The sequence below is a fragment of the Limosilactobacillus avistercoris genome, from assembly GCF_014836425.1.
In the GTDB taxonomy this organism is placed as follows: Bacteria; Bacillota; Bacilli; order Lactobacillales; family Lactobacillaceae; genus Limosilactobacillus; species Limosilactobacillus agrestimuris.
Map to the genome: position 1 here is coordinate 23,468 of NZ_JACSQW010000006.1, position 17,800 is coordinate 41,267.

The following is a 17,800-nucleotide window of genomic DNA, read 5'->3' on the forward strand; positions in this document are numbered from 1 at the left end:
ATTAATTCTTACCGTCTGAAGTAAAGCCATCGCCCTTACCCATTGGACCATGTTGGTTAGCTTTCATGCTTTCAACAGTTGGTGCATGGAATTCGTGTGATGCAATCCCCTTCATTGTTAACAAGAGAAGGAGGTTGAAGACAACCGCGATCGCCAAGAGAACAAGATTACAGAATAATGTGTAATGTGCTCCTAGACCACCACTAATTGAATCACGAAGACCAAGAATTGAGTAAGTCATTGGTAAGTACCAGTGGATTACATTGTAGAACTTCATGGTAACTTCCATTGGGAATGTCCCACCAGAACCACCAAGTTGCAACATCAAGAGAACCATGGCAACAAACCGTCCAGGGTTATCAAAGGTCATTGATAAGAACATCACAACGGCCATTGAAGCAAGCCCGAAGAGAATCGTGGTAGCGAAGAATGATGGGACGTGATCAACGGTCAAACCGCACATCATCATGATTCCACATTCAACAACAGCCATGGCAATTGCTGCTAAGCCACCGACAACAACCTTGCTAAACCACCATGCGGTTGCGGAAGCATTTTGATCGGCAACCCGCCGAATTGGGTAAACAAAGTTGAAGACCAGCATACCAACATACAAAGCAACTGATAATACGTAAGGTGCCAATGCGTGACCATAGTTTGGTACGTAACTGTAATTAGTGTGCTTTTCAACTGATGGTTCAGCAATCATCTTAGCAGTTCGTGGTGAAGTCTTAATGCCGTTAATCGTCTTCGCACCCTTACCAAGAGCAGAAGATAACTTGGAAGCACCAGCATTCAGCTTAATAATCCCCTGAACTAATGCAGGTGAATTATCAACTAATTGTTGAGTCCCAGCAGCTAATTGGTTAACACCGGCAGTCAATGCTGGTACTTGACCGTTTAATTGGCCAAGTGCGCCGGCAAGTTGACCAGCACCAGAGTTCAATTGACCAGAGTTAGCTGTCAACTTACCAACACCGGCACCCGCTTGAGCAACACCGGCAGTATATTGGTTAATACCAGAAGTAAGTGTTCCAGCACCAGCAGCAGCGGTATCAACACCATTAGTGTATTGGTTAACACCGGCATTAAGAGTTGCAGAACCAGAAGCAATTTGACTAGTAGCATCCTTTAACTTGTTAACAGCACCAGGCATTGCAGATAGAGTACCCTTATAACCATTTAGGGTATTAAGCAATGTGTTAGCTTGCTTAATCGTTCCATCGGCATTATCGAGAATTGCATTCATCTTTGATAGCTGGCTAAGTTGCCCTTGCATGTCATTCAAAGAACTACCTAAGCTATTTAGACTATTCAAGGTATTGCCGACACCAGCAATAGTTGTGGCACTTTCCTTAGCAGCACTTGCATTAGATGCAGCTTGTCCAGCTAATGCACCTAATTCACCTTTAATCTTATCATCACTAGTTGAACCCGCAATAGCTTGTAGTCTACCAGCTATTTCAGCATCACTCTTAGCGACGTTACCAGCGTTAGTTGCCGCACTGGTTAATTGACCCTTAACTTGGCCTACACCAGCTAATGCACCAGAAGCCTGTTGGAGTTTACCGGCACTTTCTTGAACGCCAGCTAAAGCAGCCTTAGCAGTAGTTAAACCGCTTTGCAATTGGGTTAATCCACTTTGAAGGTCTTGTGCTTGGTTCATGGCACCCATGATTCCATTAAAGTCAATATTACCTAATTGACTATTAATAGTACTGTTCAATTGACTTGCACCAGAAGCAAGTTGACCTGAACCACTTCGTAATTGACCAGAGTTACTACTCAACTGTCCCAAACCGCTTTGTAATTGACTTGCACCAGAATTCAAAGCAACAGAATTGGCGTTTAATTGACCTAAACCAGCGGCAAGTTGACCAACACCACCAGTGTATTGGCGGATTCCATTAGCAAGCGTTTGGCTACCAGATGCTAATTGTTGCGCACCAGCAGCTAACGGAACAACACTTACCCGAAGTTTTTGAACACCATTATTAACTTGGGTAACTCCAGCAATGTATTGGTTAGTCCCACTTTGTAGGGTAACTAAACCGGTGCTTAGTTGATGAGCACCATTAGCGGCGGTACTCATCCCCTTACCAACAGTATGAAGGGCCTTAAACATTGCCGTTGCATAAGCTTGGGTAACTTGAGCCCGGATCTTTTCGTTTAGCTTGGTCATCCCCAATTCACTAATTACTTGACCAATGTAGTTCAATGAACCATTAGTCTCGTACTTCAGTTGCATTTGTTGAGGATGCTTATCGAGAACTGTCGTTGCGTCCTTAGAGAAGTCCTTTGGGATTGTAACAACAGTGTAATACTTGCGGTGGGTCAAACCGTAATGTGCTTTTTCGGGTGAAACGATTTCCCACTTTAATTGCTTATTCTTTCTTAGTTCTTTTACCATTCGATTCCCAACATCCATCGTTTGTCCACGATATTCAACTGGGACATCCTTATTAACAACCGCTACCGGTAAGTTTTCAGTACTCCCGTATGGATCCCAAACAGACTTCAAGAAGAAGATACTGTAAAGGAACGGGATAATACAAATAACGGTAGTGGAGATTAACAAAAGTCGATTGTGCAGAATATTCTTAAACTCCGCTTTAATCGCATTCCACATTTATATTCTCCTCTTATCCCCTAAATATTTACTGTTTTGCCTCAACCATCAGTTAGCCGAAAGTGATTGCATTGAACGCTTAGCAAAATCAATCACGTGATCAATTGAGACATCATAATTTTTGCCTTGCCACCAGTAAAATGTGCCGATTAATGCACCGCTTAATACGTACGCTAGCATTTCTGGATCATCGGTTTGTTGTAATAATTTAATAATTGGATCATTGCTTTTTTCTTGCCGACGTTCCAACATAATTTGACTTAAAATATGCATCATTTCAGCATATAGCGAATTATGGGCACTCTCAGAGGCCAAATGGCGAAAAACATTCTTATGGTCATTGACGTAATAAATCAATTGTTTGATCAAGTCATCTTCGGAATCACTACTATCAACCAACCGATTAACCTGTGTCCGGAGTGTCTGCTCTAACAGATCGTATTTATCCCGAAAGTAGCGGTAAAAGCTGCTTCGGTGTAATAATGCCTCTTGGCAAATCTGGTCAACGGTTAAATGCTCAAAAGAATGCTCTTCAAGTAGTGTTAACAATGCATTTTGAAAATCGCGCACCGTTCTTGTGACTCGCACCAGTCTTTCCCCCTTTTCTCTAATTTTACAATAAGCATTGTAAACCGTATCAAAAATAGACAATAGAGTTAATTTGGTACATTTATATTAAAATAAGACAAAAATAAACTATTGTCTCATGGAATTGAGACAATAGTTTTACTATACAACATTTTATTTAATTATGTTTAGGGGTTCGTTCACGGTAGGCAACTTGAGCCTTCAAACCATAGTCAGCAGTAGTCATAATTGTTGTGCCACTCCGGCCAGGGATCTTATTTGGTCCACCAACAACGACTAAGTTTGCCAGGTAAATCCGGTATTTTTGGTGTGCCTCATGAACATCGGTCAAACCAATCTTCGTAATATGTCCAACAGGCCGCCGTTCCATTTGATTCATCCCCATATAGATCTCAAGACGGTGACGAAGGGTGTCATGAACTAATTCAAAGAACGGTGGAATTGACTCAGTATTTAATGCCTGAACCGGCTTATTCGTCTCTTGGTACTGGCGGATAATCTCACGCTCTCCCATTCCATCAAAATCATTAACAAAGACTTTTTTAGCTAGGAGCTGCTCAACCACTTTCTGCAAGTTTTCCTGCTCCTTGGAATCAATTTCAACTGTCGCTGGAATTGTATCTGCTCCAACAAAAAGTCCATTTGACTGGTTAGCCAGTCCTGTTGAATAGCGATCACCAGGACGACCCGGTTGTGTTGGGTTATTTTCCGCAAACTTTTGTCCTGTTACCTTCGCAATTCGTGGAGATAAAAAGTCAAGCTGTGAGGTCTTTCCTAAGAAGTAGAAAACAAAGTTAACATAAATAAAATATGTAATTGCTACCATCGCTAGACAGTATAGGAATCCCCGCATCCATGCATGGTTCATAAATAAGCGGAAGGTTACGTATACCAAGTAAATATCTCCTAGAGCCGCTAAAGCAATGTATATTCGGTTCTTTAATTTAACATCCAGATTGAAGTAACTTAGCGATGAGTTAATCATATCGAGAAAACTAAACATCTGTTAGGTTCACCCCGCTTATTGATTATTTGTCGTGGCCTGAGTATTAGTACTCTGTCCACCATTTGATTGACCAGTCTGGTTTTGATTACCAGTTGATGTATTACCACCACTATTTTCTTTACTTTGAGTATGCGTAGTAGTGGTTGATGAAGAACGTTCAGTATCATTCCCGGTATTACCCTGGTTCTCTTGAGTAGTTGAATTATTATTCTGACTACGAGTACTGGAAGATTGCTGATCGTCATCATCCTGTTGCGAAGAAGAACTACTAAGCGCACTACTATCATCAGAGTCCATTCGCCGGTTAACTGATGAGGTTGAACTTACTCGTGCACCTTCAGAGGTATGCGTTGCGTGGTTAACTACAACGTTTGTTGCCCCCAATGCTAAAACAATCGAAAACAAAGCAAAGGGGGTAACAATAGGTGGGATCTTATTTGACATAAATAAATGCTCCTTTTCTACAACCTATCATACTCGCTTTTTTCCTCCGTAAATATTAAGGAAAATTGAAGTTATTTTGTCGTTTTCTTTTTTGCTTGGCAATTAGCACAAATACCATGTAGTTCAAACGTATGGCCATTAATTTTGGCTCCTGGTAATTGCTTAGCAAAAAAGGCATAGTCAATTGGTGGCATCTGAATTTCCTGTACCCGACCACAAACATCACAAATAAAGTGGTGGTGATGGTTTGAATCACAACAGACCTTAACCTGCATTCGTTCGTCAGCTTGTCGGGTCTCAACAATCCCTAAACTCTCGAATTCTTTAAGGTTGCGGTAGACAGTTCCATAGCTAAGCCCAGGATTATCCTTCCGCAAGCGTTGGTCAACGTCAGTAAAATCAATGTAGTGATCAGGGTGTTCTGCTAAGATCTCAATCATTTGCTGTCGTTGTTTTGTCCAACGCGAACCATTATCTTTTAATATTTTGTGAGCTTGTTCTACGAGGGTCATCAACAATGCCACCTCCCCAATAAGGAAATTATTCTATCATAGTCTACTTATTTTCTAAACTAGTTTGTTTGATAATTTGCTCTAATTGAGCAACTGTTTGCGACCACGAATCATTTACAACCACATTGGCAATTTCTTTTAAACCAGCTGGCAAATGAAGATCACGGTGGTACTCTGCGCTCTTCAATCGCGAATGAATGGCAGATAAGTCATCACCACGTTTTATCATTCGTTGTGCTAACGAGGCAATATGACTCACCGTTAAAAAGATAATCACTGCTTGATCGCCCAACTTTTGATGGTAGGTAAATGCTCCCTTAGTATCCAAGACAATAACGTCATCATGTCCCTTTTGCCATCCAGCAGCTAACCCTTCCAACGACGAACCATAAAGGTGCTGATCATATTCAACCGATTCTAATAAGTGAAGTTTCTTCATTGAAGTCAGCGTTTCAAAATAATAATCAACCCCATTCCGTTCATTTGGGCGTGCTTCTCTTGTCGTATGAGTAATCACGCGCTCCATACGGTAACGATCATGGAGAAACTTTGCTACCGTTGTTTTACCTGAGCCAGCTGCACCAGCGATCACAAATACTTTTCCGGTTCTCATTTTACTTTGTTAGGTGATCGTTAACTTGATCAAGCAACTGTTTCAAATTATCATACGTCAAACGCTCACGAGCATCCGCATAGTTAAACCAGCCACAGTTTTTGATTTCTTCAGCTTGCAAATGAATATCTTCACTCTGTGTTAGATCAGCGGTATACAAGGTCATTTGCTTCCGGTTACCATTGGGTAAATCATATTCCGTATAAACATGAAAACTAGTGTCGATTGGCAATACTAATTGTGTTTCTTCTTTAATTTCCCGCTTAGCGGTCTCTTCTAGCGTTTCATTTCCTTCAACATGCCCCTTAGGGAATCCCCAAAAGTGACCCTTATTTTGGCTTTCTAGTAATAAATATTCAATCTCACCATTATTTTTCCGGTAAACAACAGCGCCACTAGTAATTTCAATTGCCATAGTCGATTGACTCCTCTTAAAATTAATTTAATTTTTCTCATTGACTTTTAATATTAACCAAATGTATTATATTTAGTATGCGCGACAGGTACTACTTCTGCCGCTAAATTTATTATAGCAAAGGTGGGTTAAAGATGGGCTTAAACATTTTCCGAAAAGAAAGTCTTGATCGTTATCTTGGAGCGGATAAGTTGTTTGTTAAATCAATGACCGCTCGCGATTTAATGGCAATCGGAATCGGAACCGTTATTGGTACCGGGATTTTCATTCTTCCCGGGACCATCGCAGCAAAGCAAGCTGGACCAGGGGTATCCCTTTCCTTCTTGTTGTCTGCAATTGTTTGTGCATTTGCCGCAATGTGTTATGCCGAATTTGCATCGGCGCTTCCCGTTGCCGGTAGTGCATACTCCTATGGTAACGTGGTGTTCGGCGAATTTTTCGGCTGGCTGCTTGGCTGGGCATTAGTTCTTGAATATATGCTTGCCGTAGCGTCAGTTTCAACAGGGTGGGCAGCCTACTTTAACTCTTTTATCGAAAGTTTTGGGTTAAAAGTTCCGCACGCTTTATCAGGACCTTTTGACCCCGCACATGGTACCTACATTAACATCGTTGCGGTGATAATCGTCCTCCTTGTTACAGTAATGCTGTCCCGTGGACTTCAATCATCAGTCCGAATCAATAATATTGCGGTTGTAATCAAGGTAGCAATTATCGTTATCTTCATCATTGCTGGTTTATTCTTCATTAAGCCGAAGAACTACCACCCATTTCTTCCTTACCATATGAGTGGGGTTGTTCATGGGGCAACGATTGGTTTCTTCGCTTACCTCGGATTCGATACCGTTTCTAGCTCAGCTGCTGAAGTTAAAAATCCTAAGAGAAACATGCCTCTAGGTATTATTGGAACATTAGGGGTTGTTACCCTCCTTTATATGGGAGTGGCAATCGTCTTAACTGGAATGGTCCATTACACACTGTTGGATGTTGCTAACCCGGTATCCTACGCTCTCCAACTAGTTCACCAAAACTGGTTAGCCGAACTCCTATCAATCGGGGCATTAATCGGGATGTTCACCATGATGTTGGCAATGATTTACTCTAGCTCACGGTTGATCTACGCAATTGGTCGGGATGGTCTCTTACCTGCATTTTTAGGAAAGTTAGATCCAAAGAGTCATTCTCCACAAATTGCTTTATGGATTGTCGGAATTATTATTGCTGCAATGGGTGGTCTGGTTTCACTCGATCAATTAACCAGTCTAGTTAACATTGGGACCTTATTCGCCTTCACCCTTGTTTCATTTGGGATTATCCCTCTTCGGCGACGGAAAGATATCGGTAACCGGGGAGGTTTCAAGGTCCCCCTTTACCCATTCATTCCGATCCTTTCTGGGTTCCTTTGCCTAGCAATGATGACCCAGTTACAACTTGAAACCTACATTGGTGCAGGAATCTGGTTTACCATCGGGATCATTATTTACTTCACATACGGTTACCGTCACAGTAAGATAAACCAAGAAAATTAAATTTTGAACGCTGCGGATTGCCTTTAACTTCAAAGCTAATCCGCTTTCTTATTGACTGATAGATGTTTGACAGTCTTTTTTGAACTTTGTTATGTTTTTTATAGTTTACTTTTAATTTCAAGGAGGAATCTATTAATAGCCACTTTATGAAATGGCTATTACTTTATGGAATATACAAAAAAGAATTATAAAAAAGCTCCACTTAAAGCCGTTCACTTTCGCGTTCTCCTGGCAATTATCCTTGGACAGATTGCCTGTGGTTATGCCCTGGGGATTAGCGGCACCGCACTTACGCAAGCCCAAGAATACATCAAAATTAATGATTCTTGGGTCGGTTTAATTGGAGCTGGTAGTTTAATTGGGCTCATGGGTAGCGCCTTAATGGGACGAATTGCTGATCAATTTGGGCGACGAAAGATGTTAATGGTTGACATGTACCTCTTTTCGTTATTTTCAGCTCTCCAATTAGTTACTACTAACTTATTCTTACTATTTATTCTCCGGTTCCTAATTGGTTTAATGATTGCAATTGATTATACGGTGGGTAACTCCCTGTTAGTCGAATGGTTACCTACTAAGGAAAGCGGCAAACGTCAAAGTCAACTAATTGTTTACTGGACGATTGGCTTTATTCTCTCTTACATTGCCGGAATCACCATCAGTGGATTTGGGAGTCATAATTGGCAAATAATTCTTACCTCATCCCTTGTTCCCGGATTAATTGCTGGAATTTTTCGTTCAGTATCAAAACTCCCTGCTTCGCCAAGTTGGCTCGCCAGCCAAGGTAAAAATAAGAAAGCCCAAAAGCTCATCCAGAAACATATTGGTAAACGGTGGGGCCTTCCATTACGCCTTCTCAGAGCAAAGCCAGCTAATAACATTTCATGGACTATTCTATTTACAAAAAGATACAGGCGACGGACCCTTGTCGGTGGATTGTTTTATGCATGTCAAGCATTTGCTTTTTTTGGAATTAGTATCTTCCTGCCAATTTTATTAGAAAACATGGGAATGGAAAACAGCGACCTATCAGGAGTAATCTATAACGGCTGTATGCTAATTGGTGTATTGGTCGGTAGTTGGCTTTTCAAGCGAATTAGTCGTCGAGCTTTTCTTATCGGCACATTTCTCTTTTCGGCTGCTGCTCTGATCGCAATGTTAATTGGGCCATCATCATTTGGCTTTCAAATTGGAATATTTGCCCTCTTTGCCATCATCCTTTCTTCAGGATTAACGCTCGACTATCCTTACCCAACTGAACTATTCGATATTAAAGTTCGTGCTACTGGAGTAGGAACTTGTATTACTATTAGTCGGATTGGTGCCGCAAGTGGAACCTTTCTGCTCCCCGTCCTTACTAATCTCGGTGGTGCACCATTAGCAATGCTTGTTTGTACCATTGTCCTAATTGTTGGTGGCCTCATTTGTCTCTTCTGGGCACCTGAAACCTCGCCAAAATTCATCTAAAACTGATGGGGCTATGACATAAGTTATCTACACAGTTAAAAATACTACAGCGCAGTACACAAAGGGGGTTCCCAGAGGCTAGCTTCGCGTCGAAAAACGAACTAGCAAGCTAGTTCTGTCTCACTCCCTCTTTTTTTAAATATGAATTTTCATTGAACTATTATCTAAAAATCCTTTAACAGCAACTTTCACCATCATTCATAATGGTATAATATTCTTACGAAAAATAAGAAAAGAACTGATTAAAGTAATCTAACTCAAAGTATTTTTAATATTCTTCGCGGGGATGGGAACCTGCGATATTGCTTTAGAGAAGTTATTAGAGGGGAGCAAAATGAAAGAGAAATATCAATTAACTACGACTGAGTTGAAGAAAGAATTTAACTTAACGGACTTTACTCAAGGTTTAAGTGACGCAACGGTGAGGCAAAAGCTCGCTGAAGACGGCCGGAACGTCCTTGAAGTAAAGCCAACGCCAAAGTGGAAGATCTTTCTTCGCCAATTTAACAACATTGTGATTTATATCTTGTTAGTGGCAACCCTACTGACCGTAATCATTGGCCACTACACGGACGCCATCGTTATTGGTGCTGTGGTGATCTTGAATTCCCTCATCGGGTACTTCCAGGAAACTAGTGCGGCCAATGCTTTAGCAAAAATCAAGGAAATGATGGCTAACCAAGCAACGGTTTACCGTGATGGCAAGCGGCAAGATATTGACGCTGCGGACCTGGTAGTTGGGGATGTTGTCTTCCTTGAAGCCGGGGATAATGTCCCAGCTGACTTACGGATCGTTTCTGCAGATAACTTGAGAATTGAGGAATCTGCTTTAACTGGAGAAACCAATTCAGTGATTAAGGCTGATGAGGCCCTCACTGATAATGACGTTCCGTTGGCTGACCGGGTTAACATGGCTTATGCCTCAACTTCCGTAACTAGCGGGAGTGGTCTAGGTGTTGTAGTGGCAACGGCTGAACAAACTGAAATTGGGAAGATCTCCCAAGAAGTTGCCCACATTAAACCAAAGAAGACCCCACTGACAAAAGAAATCGATCACGTTGGGACCGTGGTTTCCTACATTACCATCACTACGTCAATTATTGTCTTCATCGTTGGTTTCATGTTGAAGATTTACTCATTACCAGCATTAGCTCTTGCGGTTGTAGCAATGCTTGTTGGTGCTATTCCTGAAGGTCTTCCAGCAATTACCTCTGTAATTCTGGCATTCGGGATTAGTAAGATGGCCAAGTTGTACAAGACAATCATCAAGTCAATGCCAGCGGTTGAAACTCTTGGTTCGGTCGACGTTATTGCGACTGATAAGACCGGGACGTTAACCAAAAACGAAATGACAGCGACCGAACTATGGGTTGGCGATCAGCTTTACCAAGTTTCAGGAACCGGCTACGCACCAAATGGTGAAATTAAGCTTGGCGGTAAAAAAGCACCACTCACTGAGCAATTGAAGCTCTTCGTGGAAGCCGGTTATCAAGCTAACGATACCGTTTTGAGTGAAAATGATGGTGCATGGCACATTAACGGTGAACCGACTGATGGGGCCTTCTTAACGCTTTACCACAAGGCATACGGGCCTCAGCACAAGTCACAATATTCAGAAATTGACTTGCTACCGTTTGATTCTGACTACCGGTACATCGCTGAATTAACAGAAGATCAAGAAAGCCATAAAAAAGTAATCTTTATTAAGGGATCTCCAGATAAGTTATTTGAAATGGCCCAAAAAGAAGATCCTAACTTTGACCTTGCAAAGTGGCAAAAACGGGTTAATAACTGGTCCAGTGCTGGTAAACGGGTGATCGCTGTTGGTTACCAACCAGTGCCAAAAGGTGAAAACTTAACCGAAATTGAACACGACCACCTGTACCGCGGAATCAAGTTGCTTGGATTGGCTGCCCTTCTTGATGCACCACGGGAAGAAGTTATTGAAGCCCTCAAGAAGATGAATACTGCTGGTGTTCACGTTAAGATGATTACTGGTGACGATCCACAAACAGCACGGGCAATTGGTAAAGAACTAGGATTAACTAACGGTCCAATCAATGCCATTACTGGTGCTGAATGGGACAAGTTATCAAGCAAGGAACGGGAATCCGTAGCATTAAACACGCAAGTCTTTGCCCGGACAACTCCACAAAACAAGCTTGAAATCATGGAAGCTCTGCAAAATCAGCAACAGGTTACCGCTATGGTTGGTGACGGGGTAAACGATGCCCCAGCATTGAAGAAAGCTGACATTGGGGTAGCAATGGGAATCAAGGGAACCGACGTTGCTAAAGATGCAGCGGATATGATTCTCGGTGACGATAACTTTGCAACGATGGCTGCCGTAATCAAGGAAGGTCGGCGGATCTATGACAATATCAAGAAGAGTATCCTCTTCCTTCTACCGACATCCTTTGCCGAAGGGTTAGTTGTTGCCTTCTCAATTTTGACTGGTCAACAGGTACCTCTTCAACCTGCACAACTATTGTGGATTAACTTAATTGCCGCCATCACAATCCAATTCGCCTTTGTCTTTGAAAAGGCAGAGGACGGGATCATGGAACGGTCTCCACGGCCAATTACTCAACGCCTAATGAACCGCCACGACCTCTTCCAGATGGGATACGTTTCCGCATTAATGGCTATCTTCGCCTTAATCGGTTACGAATGGTTCATCCGCGCTGGTGCTAGCGAAATTAGTGCTACTACGATGATGGTTAACACAATCGTTATTAGTAAAATCTTCTACTTCTTCAGTATCCGGACTGAACAGTATGGTTTAACGCAAATTAACGATATTAGTAAAAATGCCTGGGGCGTAATTGGATTGATGGTGATCTTCCAACTAATCCTAACTTACGTACCATTCATGCAAGCGGCCTTCCACGTTACAGGAATTAGCCTCGTTGAATGGGGTGCCGTAATTCTCTTCTCCTGCTTGATCATGATTTTCACTGAAGGAGACAAGTGGATTCGCTTTAGAACAAAAAAGGCTTAAATAACTAACAAATTTAAAAGTTGTGAGATGAAAAATTTCATTTCACGACTTTTTTATATTCAATCTTAATCAGGGACTTGCCAAATTAATTTTCTAATGGTATTCTAAGAAACATCAAGTACACGGAAGGAGAAAGTTCAATGTTAGTATTCTTTAACCAATTGCAACAATCTTCCTCCTCAGCCTCTAACTCTATTCGGGGCTGAGTGATTTTAGTGTACCTATAAGACGGTTTAATGTAGTGCCGGGTCCACTTAATCATTTGGCAGCTTCCAGATGATTAAGATTAGACCCGGCTTTTATTATGCCGATTTTGAATTGGAGGAATGGCGATGAATAATCAACCAACAGATGAATTAAAACGGTCGTTAGGTTTTTGGTCGGCAATTTCGATTGTCGTAGGGACAATTATTGGATCTGGGATTTTCTTTAAGCAGGGTTCAGTCCTTGATAGTGCCGGCACATCAACCCTCGCCATTGCCGCTTGGGTATTTGGTGGGATTATTACCTTAACTGGTGGTCTAACTATTGCTGAAATTGGTGCCCAAATGCCATACACCGGGGGGCTTTACGTTTATATTGAGAACCTCTACGGAAGAATTCTCGGTTTCTTAGCCGGCTGGATGCAGGTAATCGTGTATGGCCCGGCAATTATCGCATCAGTTGCTGGGTTTATGAGTATCTTAATGGCGAACTTCTTTGGCCTCGGGACTGAATGGCGAATCCCACTGGCAGTAATTACCGTTCTCGCAATCGGGATTATGAACCTTTTTGAAAACAAGGTTGGGGCAATCTTCTCCATCATCACGACTGCCGGAAAGATGATTCCCATCGCGGCAATTATCATTTTTGGGTTAATCTTTGGGGACCAACACGCCTTTGGACAAACCGTGACTGAAGTTCAACATGCTACTGGTGGCTTTGGTGTCGCCGTTCTCGCCACCCTCTTTGGTTATGATGGTTGGATCTTAATCGCTAACCTTGGTGGAGAAATGAAGAATCCACAAAAGCTACTCCCTAAAGCGATCGTTTTGGGGATTACCGCTGTCTTGGTAATTTACACCCTAATCACAATCGGAATTCTCAAATTCTTGCCAGCTAACTTAATCCACCGTCTTGGTGAAAATGCGACTGCCTACCTTGCAACAAAGGCTTTTGGTGCAATCGGTGGAAAGCTTCTCTCGGCCGGAATCATTATTTCAATGATGGGGACACTAAATGGAAAAATGATTACTTTCCCCCGGATTGTTTATGCAATGGCACGCCGTGGTGATCTACCATTCTCGCGTTTTCTTTCGTTCGTTACACCAAAAGGAAAGTCACCCGTTGTTGCCACGCTATTCATTGTTGTCTTGGCTACTATGATGATGTTCTTCTTTGATCCCGACCACCTTTCGGATCTCTGTGTCTTCACTGTTTACTGCTTCTATCTCTTGGCATTCTTCGGAATATTCATCCTGAGAAAGAAAAATAAGGGACCACGCCCCTTCAGTACCCCGCTTTACCCAATTATGCCAATCATCGCAATTGGTGGTGGGATCTTTGTTCTCGTTAGTGAACTTTTCAATGATCCAGCAGGTGTCCTGCTTTTCATTGGGATCGTAATTGTTGGATTACCAATCTTGTACCTCGTTAAACGGATGGACCAACGTAGGATGGGATAATACAATTGAATAATACGAATCAAAAAATGCTTGGAAATAAATTGTTTTCCAAGCATTTTTGATTCATTTTTTAAACATCTTAAATTCCAAGAACAAATCATTATACTCACCAAGAACTCGCCGAGGAAGATCCTTATAGGTCTGCAGGTGCTTCATTGTCGACTCTGGTGGATAAAATTGTTGATCAGCAGTTACAGAACGAGGAAGTAATTTTTTGGCTGCCCGATTAGGAGTTGCATACTCTACGTATTCCGCATTTTTCGCTGCGTTTTCTGGCTGGAGCATAAAGTTAATGAACTGGTAAGCCCCCTGCTTATTTTTCGCTGACTTCGGGATCACCATATTATCAAACCAGATATTACTTCCTTCACTAGGAACAACGTAATGTAAGTGGTGGTTGATACTCATCATTTCTCGTGCATCCCCAGAATAGGTCACACCAACTGCTGCCTCATCCTGTTCCATGTACATTTTCATCTCATCCGCAATGATCGCTTTAACATTTGGCGTTAAGGCCTGAAGGTGGCGTTGGGCCTGCTTTAGCTTTGCATAACTTGTCGTATTAACCGAGTTCCCTTGTGTAATTAATGACATTGCAAAAACATCACGTGCACTATCGATCAGTAGTAAGTTATTCTTTAATCGCGAATTCCACAACTGTTCCCAATGTTGAACATCCTGACCACTAATTTTTTGGTCATTATAGATAATTCCTAGTGTTCCCCAGAAATACGGGACCGAATATTTATTACCCGGATCAAAGTCTTTATTCAAAAATTGGGGATCAATGTAATGCAGATTGCTTAGTTTCCGGTGATTCAATGGCGCTAGCAAGTGTTCCTTTTTCATTCGTTGAACAGTATATTCACTTGGTACCACCACATCATAATTCGTCCCACCCTGGCGAATTTTCGTTAACATTGACTCATTACTATCAAACGTTTCATAGTCAACGTGATAACCAGTTTGTCGTTCAAACTTTTTAATTAAGGCCGGATCAATGTAATCCCCCCAGTTATAAACGGTCAGTGTTTTTCCACTACTTCCGTTACTCTGGCAGTTCATCAAGTAATCTCCTAACGCTAATACACAGCACAGTGCAATAATTCCCAGAAGGGCGCCCCAAAGTTTCTTCATTGAGCATCTCCCTCCTTAACCGCCACAATCCGTTGACGGCGACCAGCATGCTTACTAACAAAGTAATAACCGATTACTAACGCCAATGAGACAAGGAACATTAACGTTGATAAGGCATTGATTTCCAGATTAACCCCTTGTCGTGCCCGAGAGTAAATTTCCACTGATAAAGTTGAAAAGCCATTTCCCGTCACAAAGAAAGTAACTGCAAAGTCATCAAGAGAGTAGGTTAACGCCATAAAATAGCCCGCCATAATTCCGGGCGAAATTGCTGGTAAAACCACCCGTGATAATGCTTGCCACCGTGTTGCACCAAGGTCATAAGCCGCATCCACCAATGTTGGTGAAAGCTCATTAATCTTTGGCAACACCATCAAAACGACAATCGGAATTGAAAAGGCAATGTGACTAAGAAGAACCGAGATAAAGCCAAGGCGAATGCCGAGGACGGTAAAGAAGATCAAAAAGCTGGCCCCAATAATGACATCTGGTGAAACCATCAAAACATTATTTAATGATAATAAGCTATTTCTCCAGGAACCATGAGTTTCTTTAATCGCAAGTGCGCCAAGGGTTCCAATAATTGTCGCTACTAAAGATGCTAAAACAGCAACAAGGACCGTATTAATTACAATCGTAATCATTCGTGAATCAGCAAATAGGTCAACATAGTGTTGAAAAGAAAAGCCGTGATAACGTTCCATTGTTTTTCCGGAACTAAAGGAAAAAATCATTAAGTATAAGATCGGTGCGTACAGGATGATAAATACTAGCCCCAAGTAGATTTTGCCCCATGCAACTTTCTGTTTCATTAATGTCGACCTCCTTTCTCCCGTGTATCGCCAGTAATAAACATCACAATAAACATCGCTAAGATCAGGACAACTCCAATCGTTGATCCCATCCCCCAGTTCTGCGTGGTTAAGAAGTGCTCCTCAATCGCCGTCCCTAACGTAATTACCCGGTTACCACCGATTAAACGAGTAATCATAAAGAGGGAGAGGGAGGGAATAAAGACTGCCTGGATTCCAGCTTTAACCCCAGGCATTGATAGTGGCAAGATAATTCGCCGGAATGTTTGCCAAGAAGTGGCGCCAAGATCCCTACTAGCATTCAATAGCGATGGCTTAATTTCGATCAAGGCATTGAAGATTGGCAAGACCATAAACGGGATCTCAATATATGCCGCAACAAACATAAAACTAGCATCCGTAAAAAGAAGCTGGTGGCTACCCAAGCCGACAAATTGTAGAAAGTGGTTAATCGAACCGGTCCGCGAAAAAAGACCGATAAAGGCATACGTTTTCAATAATAAGTTGATCCATGTCGGTAGGATCACAATCAGTAACCAAAATTGCCGGTTCTGTAATTGGGTAAGAACATAGGCAGTCGGATAGCTAATTACTAGGGTTACTAAGGTAATTAAAGCCGCATACCAAACAGAATTAAGGGTCATTTTTAGGTAGGTTGCCGATGTTAGGTAGTCACGATAATTGGCCAAGGTAAAGTGACTATTAATATCAAAAAATGACTGATAAAAGATCAGTGCCAACGGAGCAATTACAAAAAGGACAATCCATAAGGCATAAGGGACGATGAACATTGCTTTTTGTCGCATTAATCTTCATCCTCCTCGTAACTGTCAAGCCGGGCATCAAAGTCTTCCTCAGATTCGTTATACCGCATTACATGGATATCTTCGGGATCAAATGTGAGGCCTACCTGCGCACCCACAGTCGTTTTATGGATCGAGTTGATCGTCCATTCATGGTTTCGTTGATCATGAGCAGTAATCTGGTAATCAACGCCCCGGAAAAGCTGCGTATCAACCGTTACCTTTAGTTTTCCCTTTTCCACTGAAGTAATATCCAGATCTTCTGGCCGAATGACAACTTCTACCTTTTCGTTTGGCTTCATCCCAGCATCAACACATTCAAAATCTTGACCATTAATATCAACAACATAATCCTTCTTCATTACCCCAGGAATAATGTTGCTTTCACCAATAAAATTGGCCACAAAATGATTCAGTGGTTCATCATAAATGTCTACAGGAGTCCCAGTTTGCTGGATCTTCCCATCGTTGATAATCATGATTTGATCACTCATCGCTAGTGCCTCTTCCTGATCATGGGTAACAAAGATAAAGGTAATCCCTAGTTGCCGTTGTAACTGTCGTAATTCCCGCTGCATATCTACCCGAAGTTTATGATCAAGGGCCGACAAAGCTTCATCAAGGAGGAGGACTTTCGGTCGGTTTACAATTGCACGGGCAATCGCAACCCGCTGTCGTTGCCCACCTGACATCGCCGTAATTTCCCGATTACCGTAGCCATCCAACCGAACAAGGTGCAAAGCTTCCTTTACCCGTTGTTGAATTACCGCTTTCTTTACTCTCTTAATTTGAAGGCCAAACGCAACGTTTTCGGCAACATTCATGTGGGGGAATAACGCATAATCTTGAAACACAGTATTTACCTGTCGCTGATTAGCTGGCACATTATTAATTTGTTGTCCATCAAAAAGGACTTCCCCACTGCTAGCCTGGTCAAAGCCAGCAATTATTCGCAAAATTGTTGTTTTTCCGGAACCTGAAGGGCCAAGAAGTGTATAAAATTTTCCGGCTTCAACCTCAAAATTAATATCACGAAGAACAACATTATCATCGTAACGCTTACCAACATGTTTAAATTCCAAGATGTTTTTTCCCATAATCTTCCCTCACGGTTTATTTAATTCGTCCATCGTAGCCAATTAATTATACTCTTTATTTATTCTGACGATGGTTACAATGCAAT

Annotated in this window: 15 protein-coding genes; 4 read left to right on the forward strand and 11 right to left on the reverse strand. The window is 41.9% G+C overall.

What is annotated here, in order from left to right; all coding sequences use genetic code 11:
- Position 1 precedes the first annotated feature (1 nt).
- From H9564_RS03335 to H9564_RS03365, 7 genes are all read right to left on the reverse strand, one after another.
- The gene (locus H9564_RS03335; RefSeq protein WP_191684124.1) at positions 2–2,629 is read right to left on the reverse strand and encodes a YhgE/Pip domain-containing protein; all 2,628 of its coding nucleotides are present in this window, start codon (positions 2,627–2,629) and stop codon (positions 2–4) included.
- 48 nt (positions 2,630–2,677) lie between these two features.
- A complete protein-coding gene (locus tag H9564_RS03340; RefSeq protein WP_191684125.1) occupies positions 2,678–3,217 on the reverse strand; it encodes a TetR/AcrR family transcriptional regulator in 540 nt (179 codons plus the stop codon).
- Positions 3,218–3,374: 157 nt separating this feature from the next.
- Positions 3,375–4,220, reverse strand: coding sequence for a DUF6681 family protein (locus H9564_RS03345; protein ID WP_191684126.1), 846 nt, complete (start codon positions 4,218–4,220; stop codon positions 3,375–3,377).
- A gap of 18 nt (positions 4,221–4,238) precedes the next feature.
- Positions 4,239–4,667: a hypothetical protein gene (locus H9564_RS03350; protein WP_191684127.1), complete on the reverse strand. Its 429-nt coding sequence runs from the start codon at positions 4,665–4,667 to the stop codon at positions 4,239–4,241.
- A gap of 71 nt (positions 4,668–4,738) precedes the next feature.
- A complete protein-coding gene (locus tag H9564_RS03355; RefSeq protein WP_404804674.1) occupies positions 4,739–5,179 on the reverse strand; it encodes a Fur family transcriptional regulator in 441 nt (146 codons plus the stop codon).
- Positions 5,180–5,222: 43 nt separating this feature from the next.
- Complete coding sequence (locus tag H9564_RS03360; RefSeq protein WP_191684129.1) at positions 5,223–5,792, reverse strand: guanylate kinase; 570 nt, start codon at positions 5,790–5,792, stop codon at positions 5,223–5,225.
- A gap of 1 nt (position 5,793) precedes the next feature.
- Complete coding sequence (locus H9564_RS03365) at positions 5,794–6,207, reverse strand: bis(5'-nucleosyl)-tetraphosphatase (RefSeq protein ID WP_003716537.1); 414 nt, start codon at positions 6,205–6,207, stop codon at positions 5,794–5,796.
- Between the two features lie 134 nt (positions 6,208–6,341).
- Here H9564_RS03365 and H9564_RS03370 point away from each other — a divergent pair, with 134 nt between their 5' ends.
- The 4 genes from H9564_RS03370 to H9564_RS03385 all read left to right on the forward strand — a co-directional run bounded on the left by H9564_RS03370 (position 6,342) and on the right by H9564_RS03385 (position 13,865).
- Positions 6,342–7,733 carry an APC family permease gene (locus H9564_RS03370; protein ID WP_191684130.1) on the forward strand — a complete coding sequence of 464 codons (1,392 nt, stop codon included), beginning with the start codon at positions 6,342–6,344 and terminating at the stop codon, positions 7,731–7,733.
- 165 nt (positions 7,734–7,898) lie between these two features.
- Positions 7,899–9,200 (forward strand): MFS transporter, encoded by a 1,302-nt coding sequence (locus tag H9564_RS03375; RefSeq protein WP_191684131.1) that lies wholly within the window; start codon positions 7,899–7,901, stop codon positions 9,198–9,200.
- 334 nt (positions 9,201–9,534) lie between these two features.
- Positions 9,535–12,201 carry an HAD-IC family P-type ATPase gene (locus tag H9564_RS03380; RefSeq protein WP_191684132.1) on the forward strand — a complete coding sequence of 889 codons (2,667 nt, stop codon included), beginning with the start codon at positions 9,535–9,537 and terminating at the stop codon, positions 12,199–12,201.
- Positions 12,202–12,533: 332 nt separating this feature from the next.
- Entirely contained in the window at positions 12,534–13,865 is a 1,332-nt protein-coding gene (locus tag H9564_RS03385; protein WP_191684133.1) for an APC family permease, read from the forward strand.
- 63 nt (positions 13,866–13,928) lie between these two features.
- On the opposite strand, the gene H9564_RS03390 is transcribed toward H9564_RS03385, so the two are convergent.
- From H9564_RS03390 to H9564_RS03405, 4 genes are read right to left on the reverse strand one after another with little or no spacing between them, the layout of a single operon-like run.
- Positions 13,929–15,002 (reverse strand): ABC transporter substrate-binding protein, encoded by a 1,074-nt coding sequence (locus H9564_RS03390; RefSeq protein ID WP_191684134.1) that lies wholly within the window; start codon positions 15,000–15,002, stop codon positions 13,929–13,931.
- Positions 14,999–15,814 (reverse strand): ABC transporter permease, encoded by an 816-nt coding sequence (locus tag H9564_RS03395; RefSeq protein WP_191684135.1) that lies wholly within the window; start codon positions 15,812–15,814, stop codon positions 14,999–15,001. The genes H9564_RS03390 and H9564_RS03395 overlap by 4 nt, the downstream gene beginning before the upstream one ends.
- Positions 15,814–16,620 (reverse strand): ABC transporter permease, encoded by an 807-nt coding sequence (locus tag H9564_RS03400; protein WP_191684136.1) that lies wholly within the window; start codon positions 16,618–16,620, stop codon positions 15,814–15,816. The genes H9564_RS03395 and H9564_RS03400 overlap by 1 nt, the downstream gene beginning before the upstream one ends.
- Complete coding sequence (locus tag H9564_RS03405) at positions 16,620–17,714, reverse strand: ABC transporter ATP-binding protein (RefSeq protein ID WP_191684137.1); 1,095 nt, start codon at positions 17,712–17,714, stop codon at positions 16,620–16,622. Before H9564_RS03405 ends, H9564_RS03400 begins: the two co-directional genes overlap by 1 nt.
- Positions 17,715–17,800: the final 86 nt, after the last annotated feature.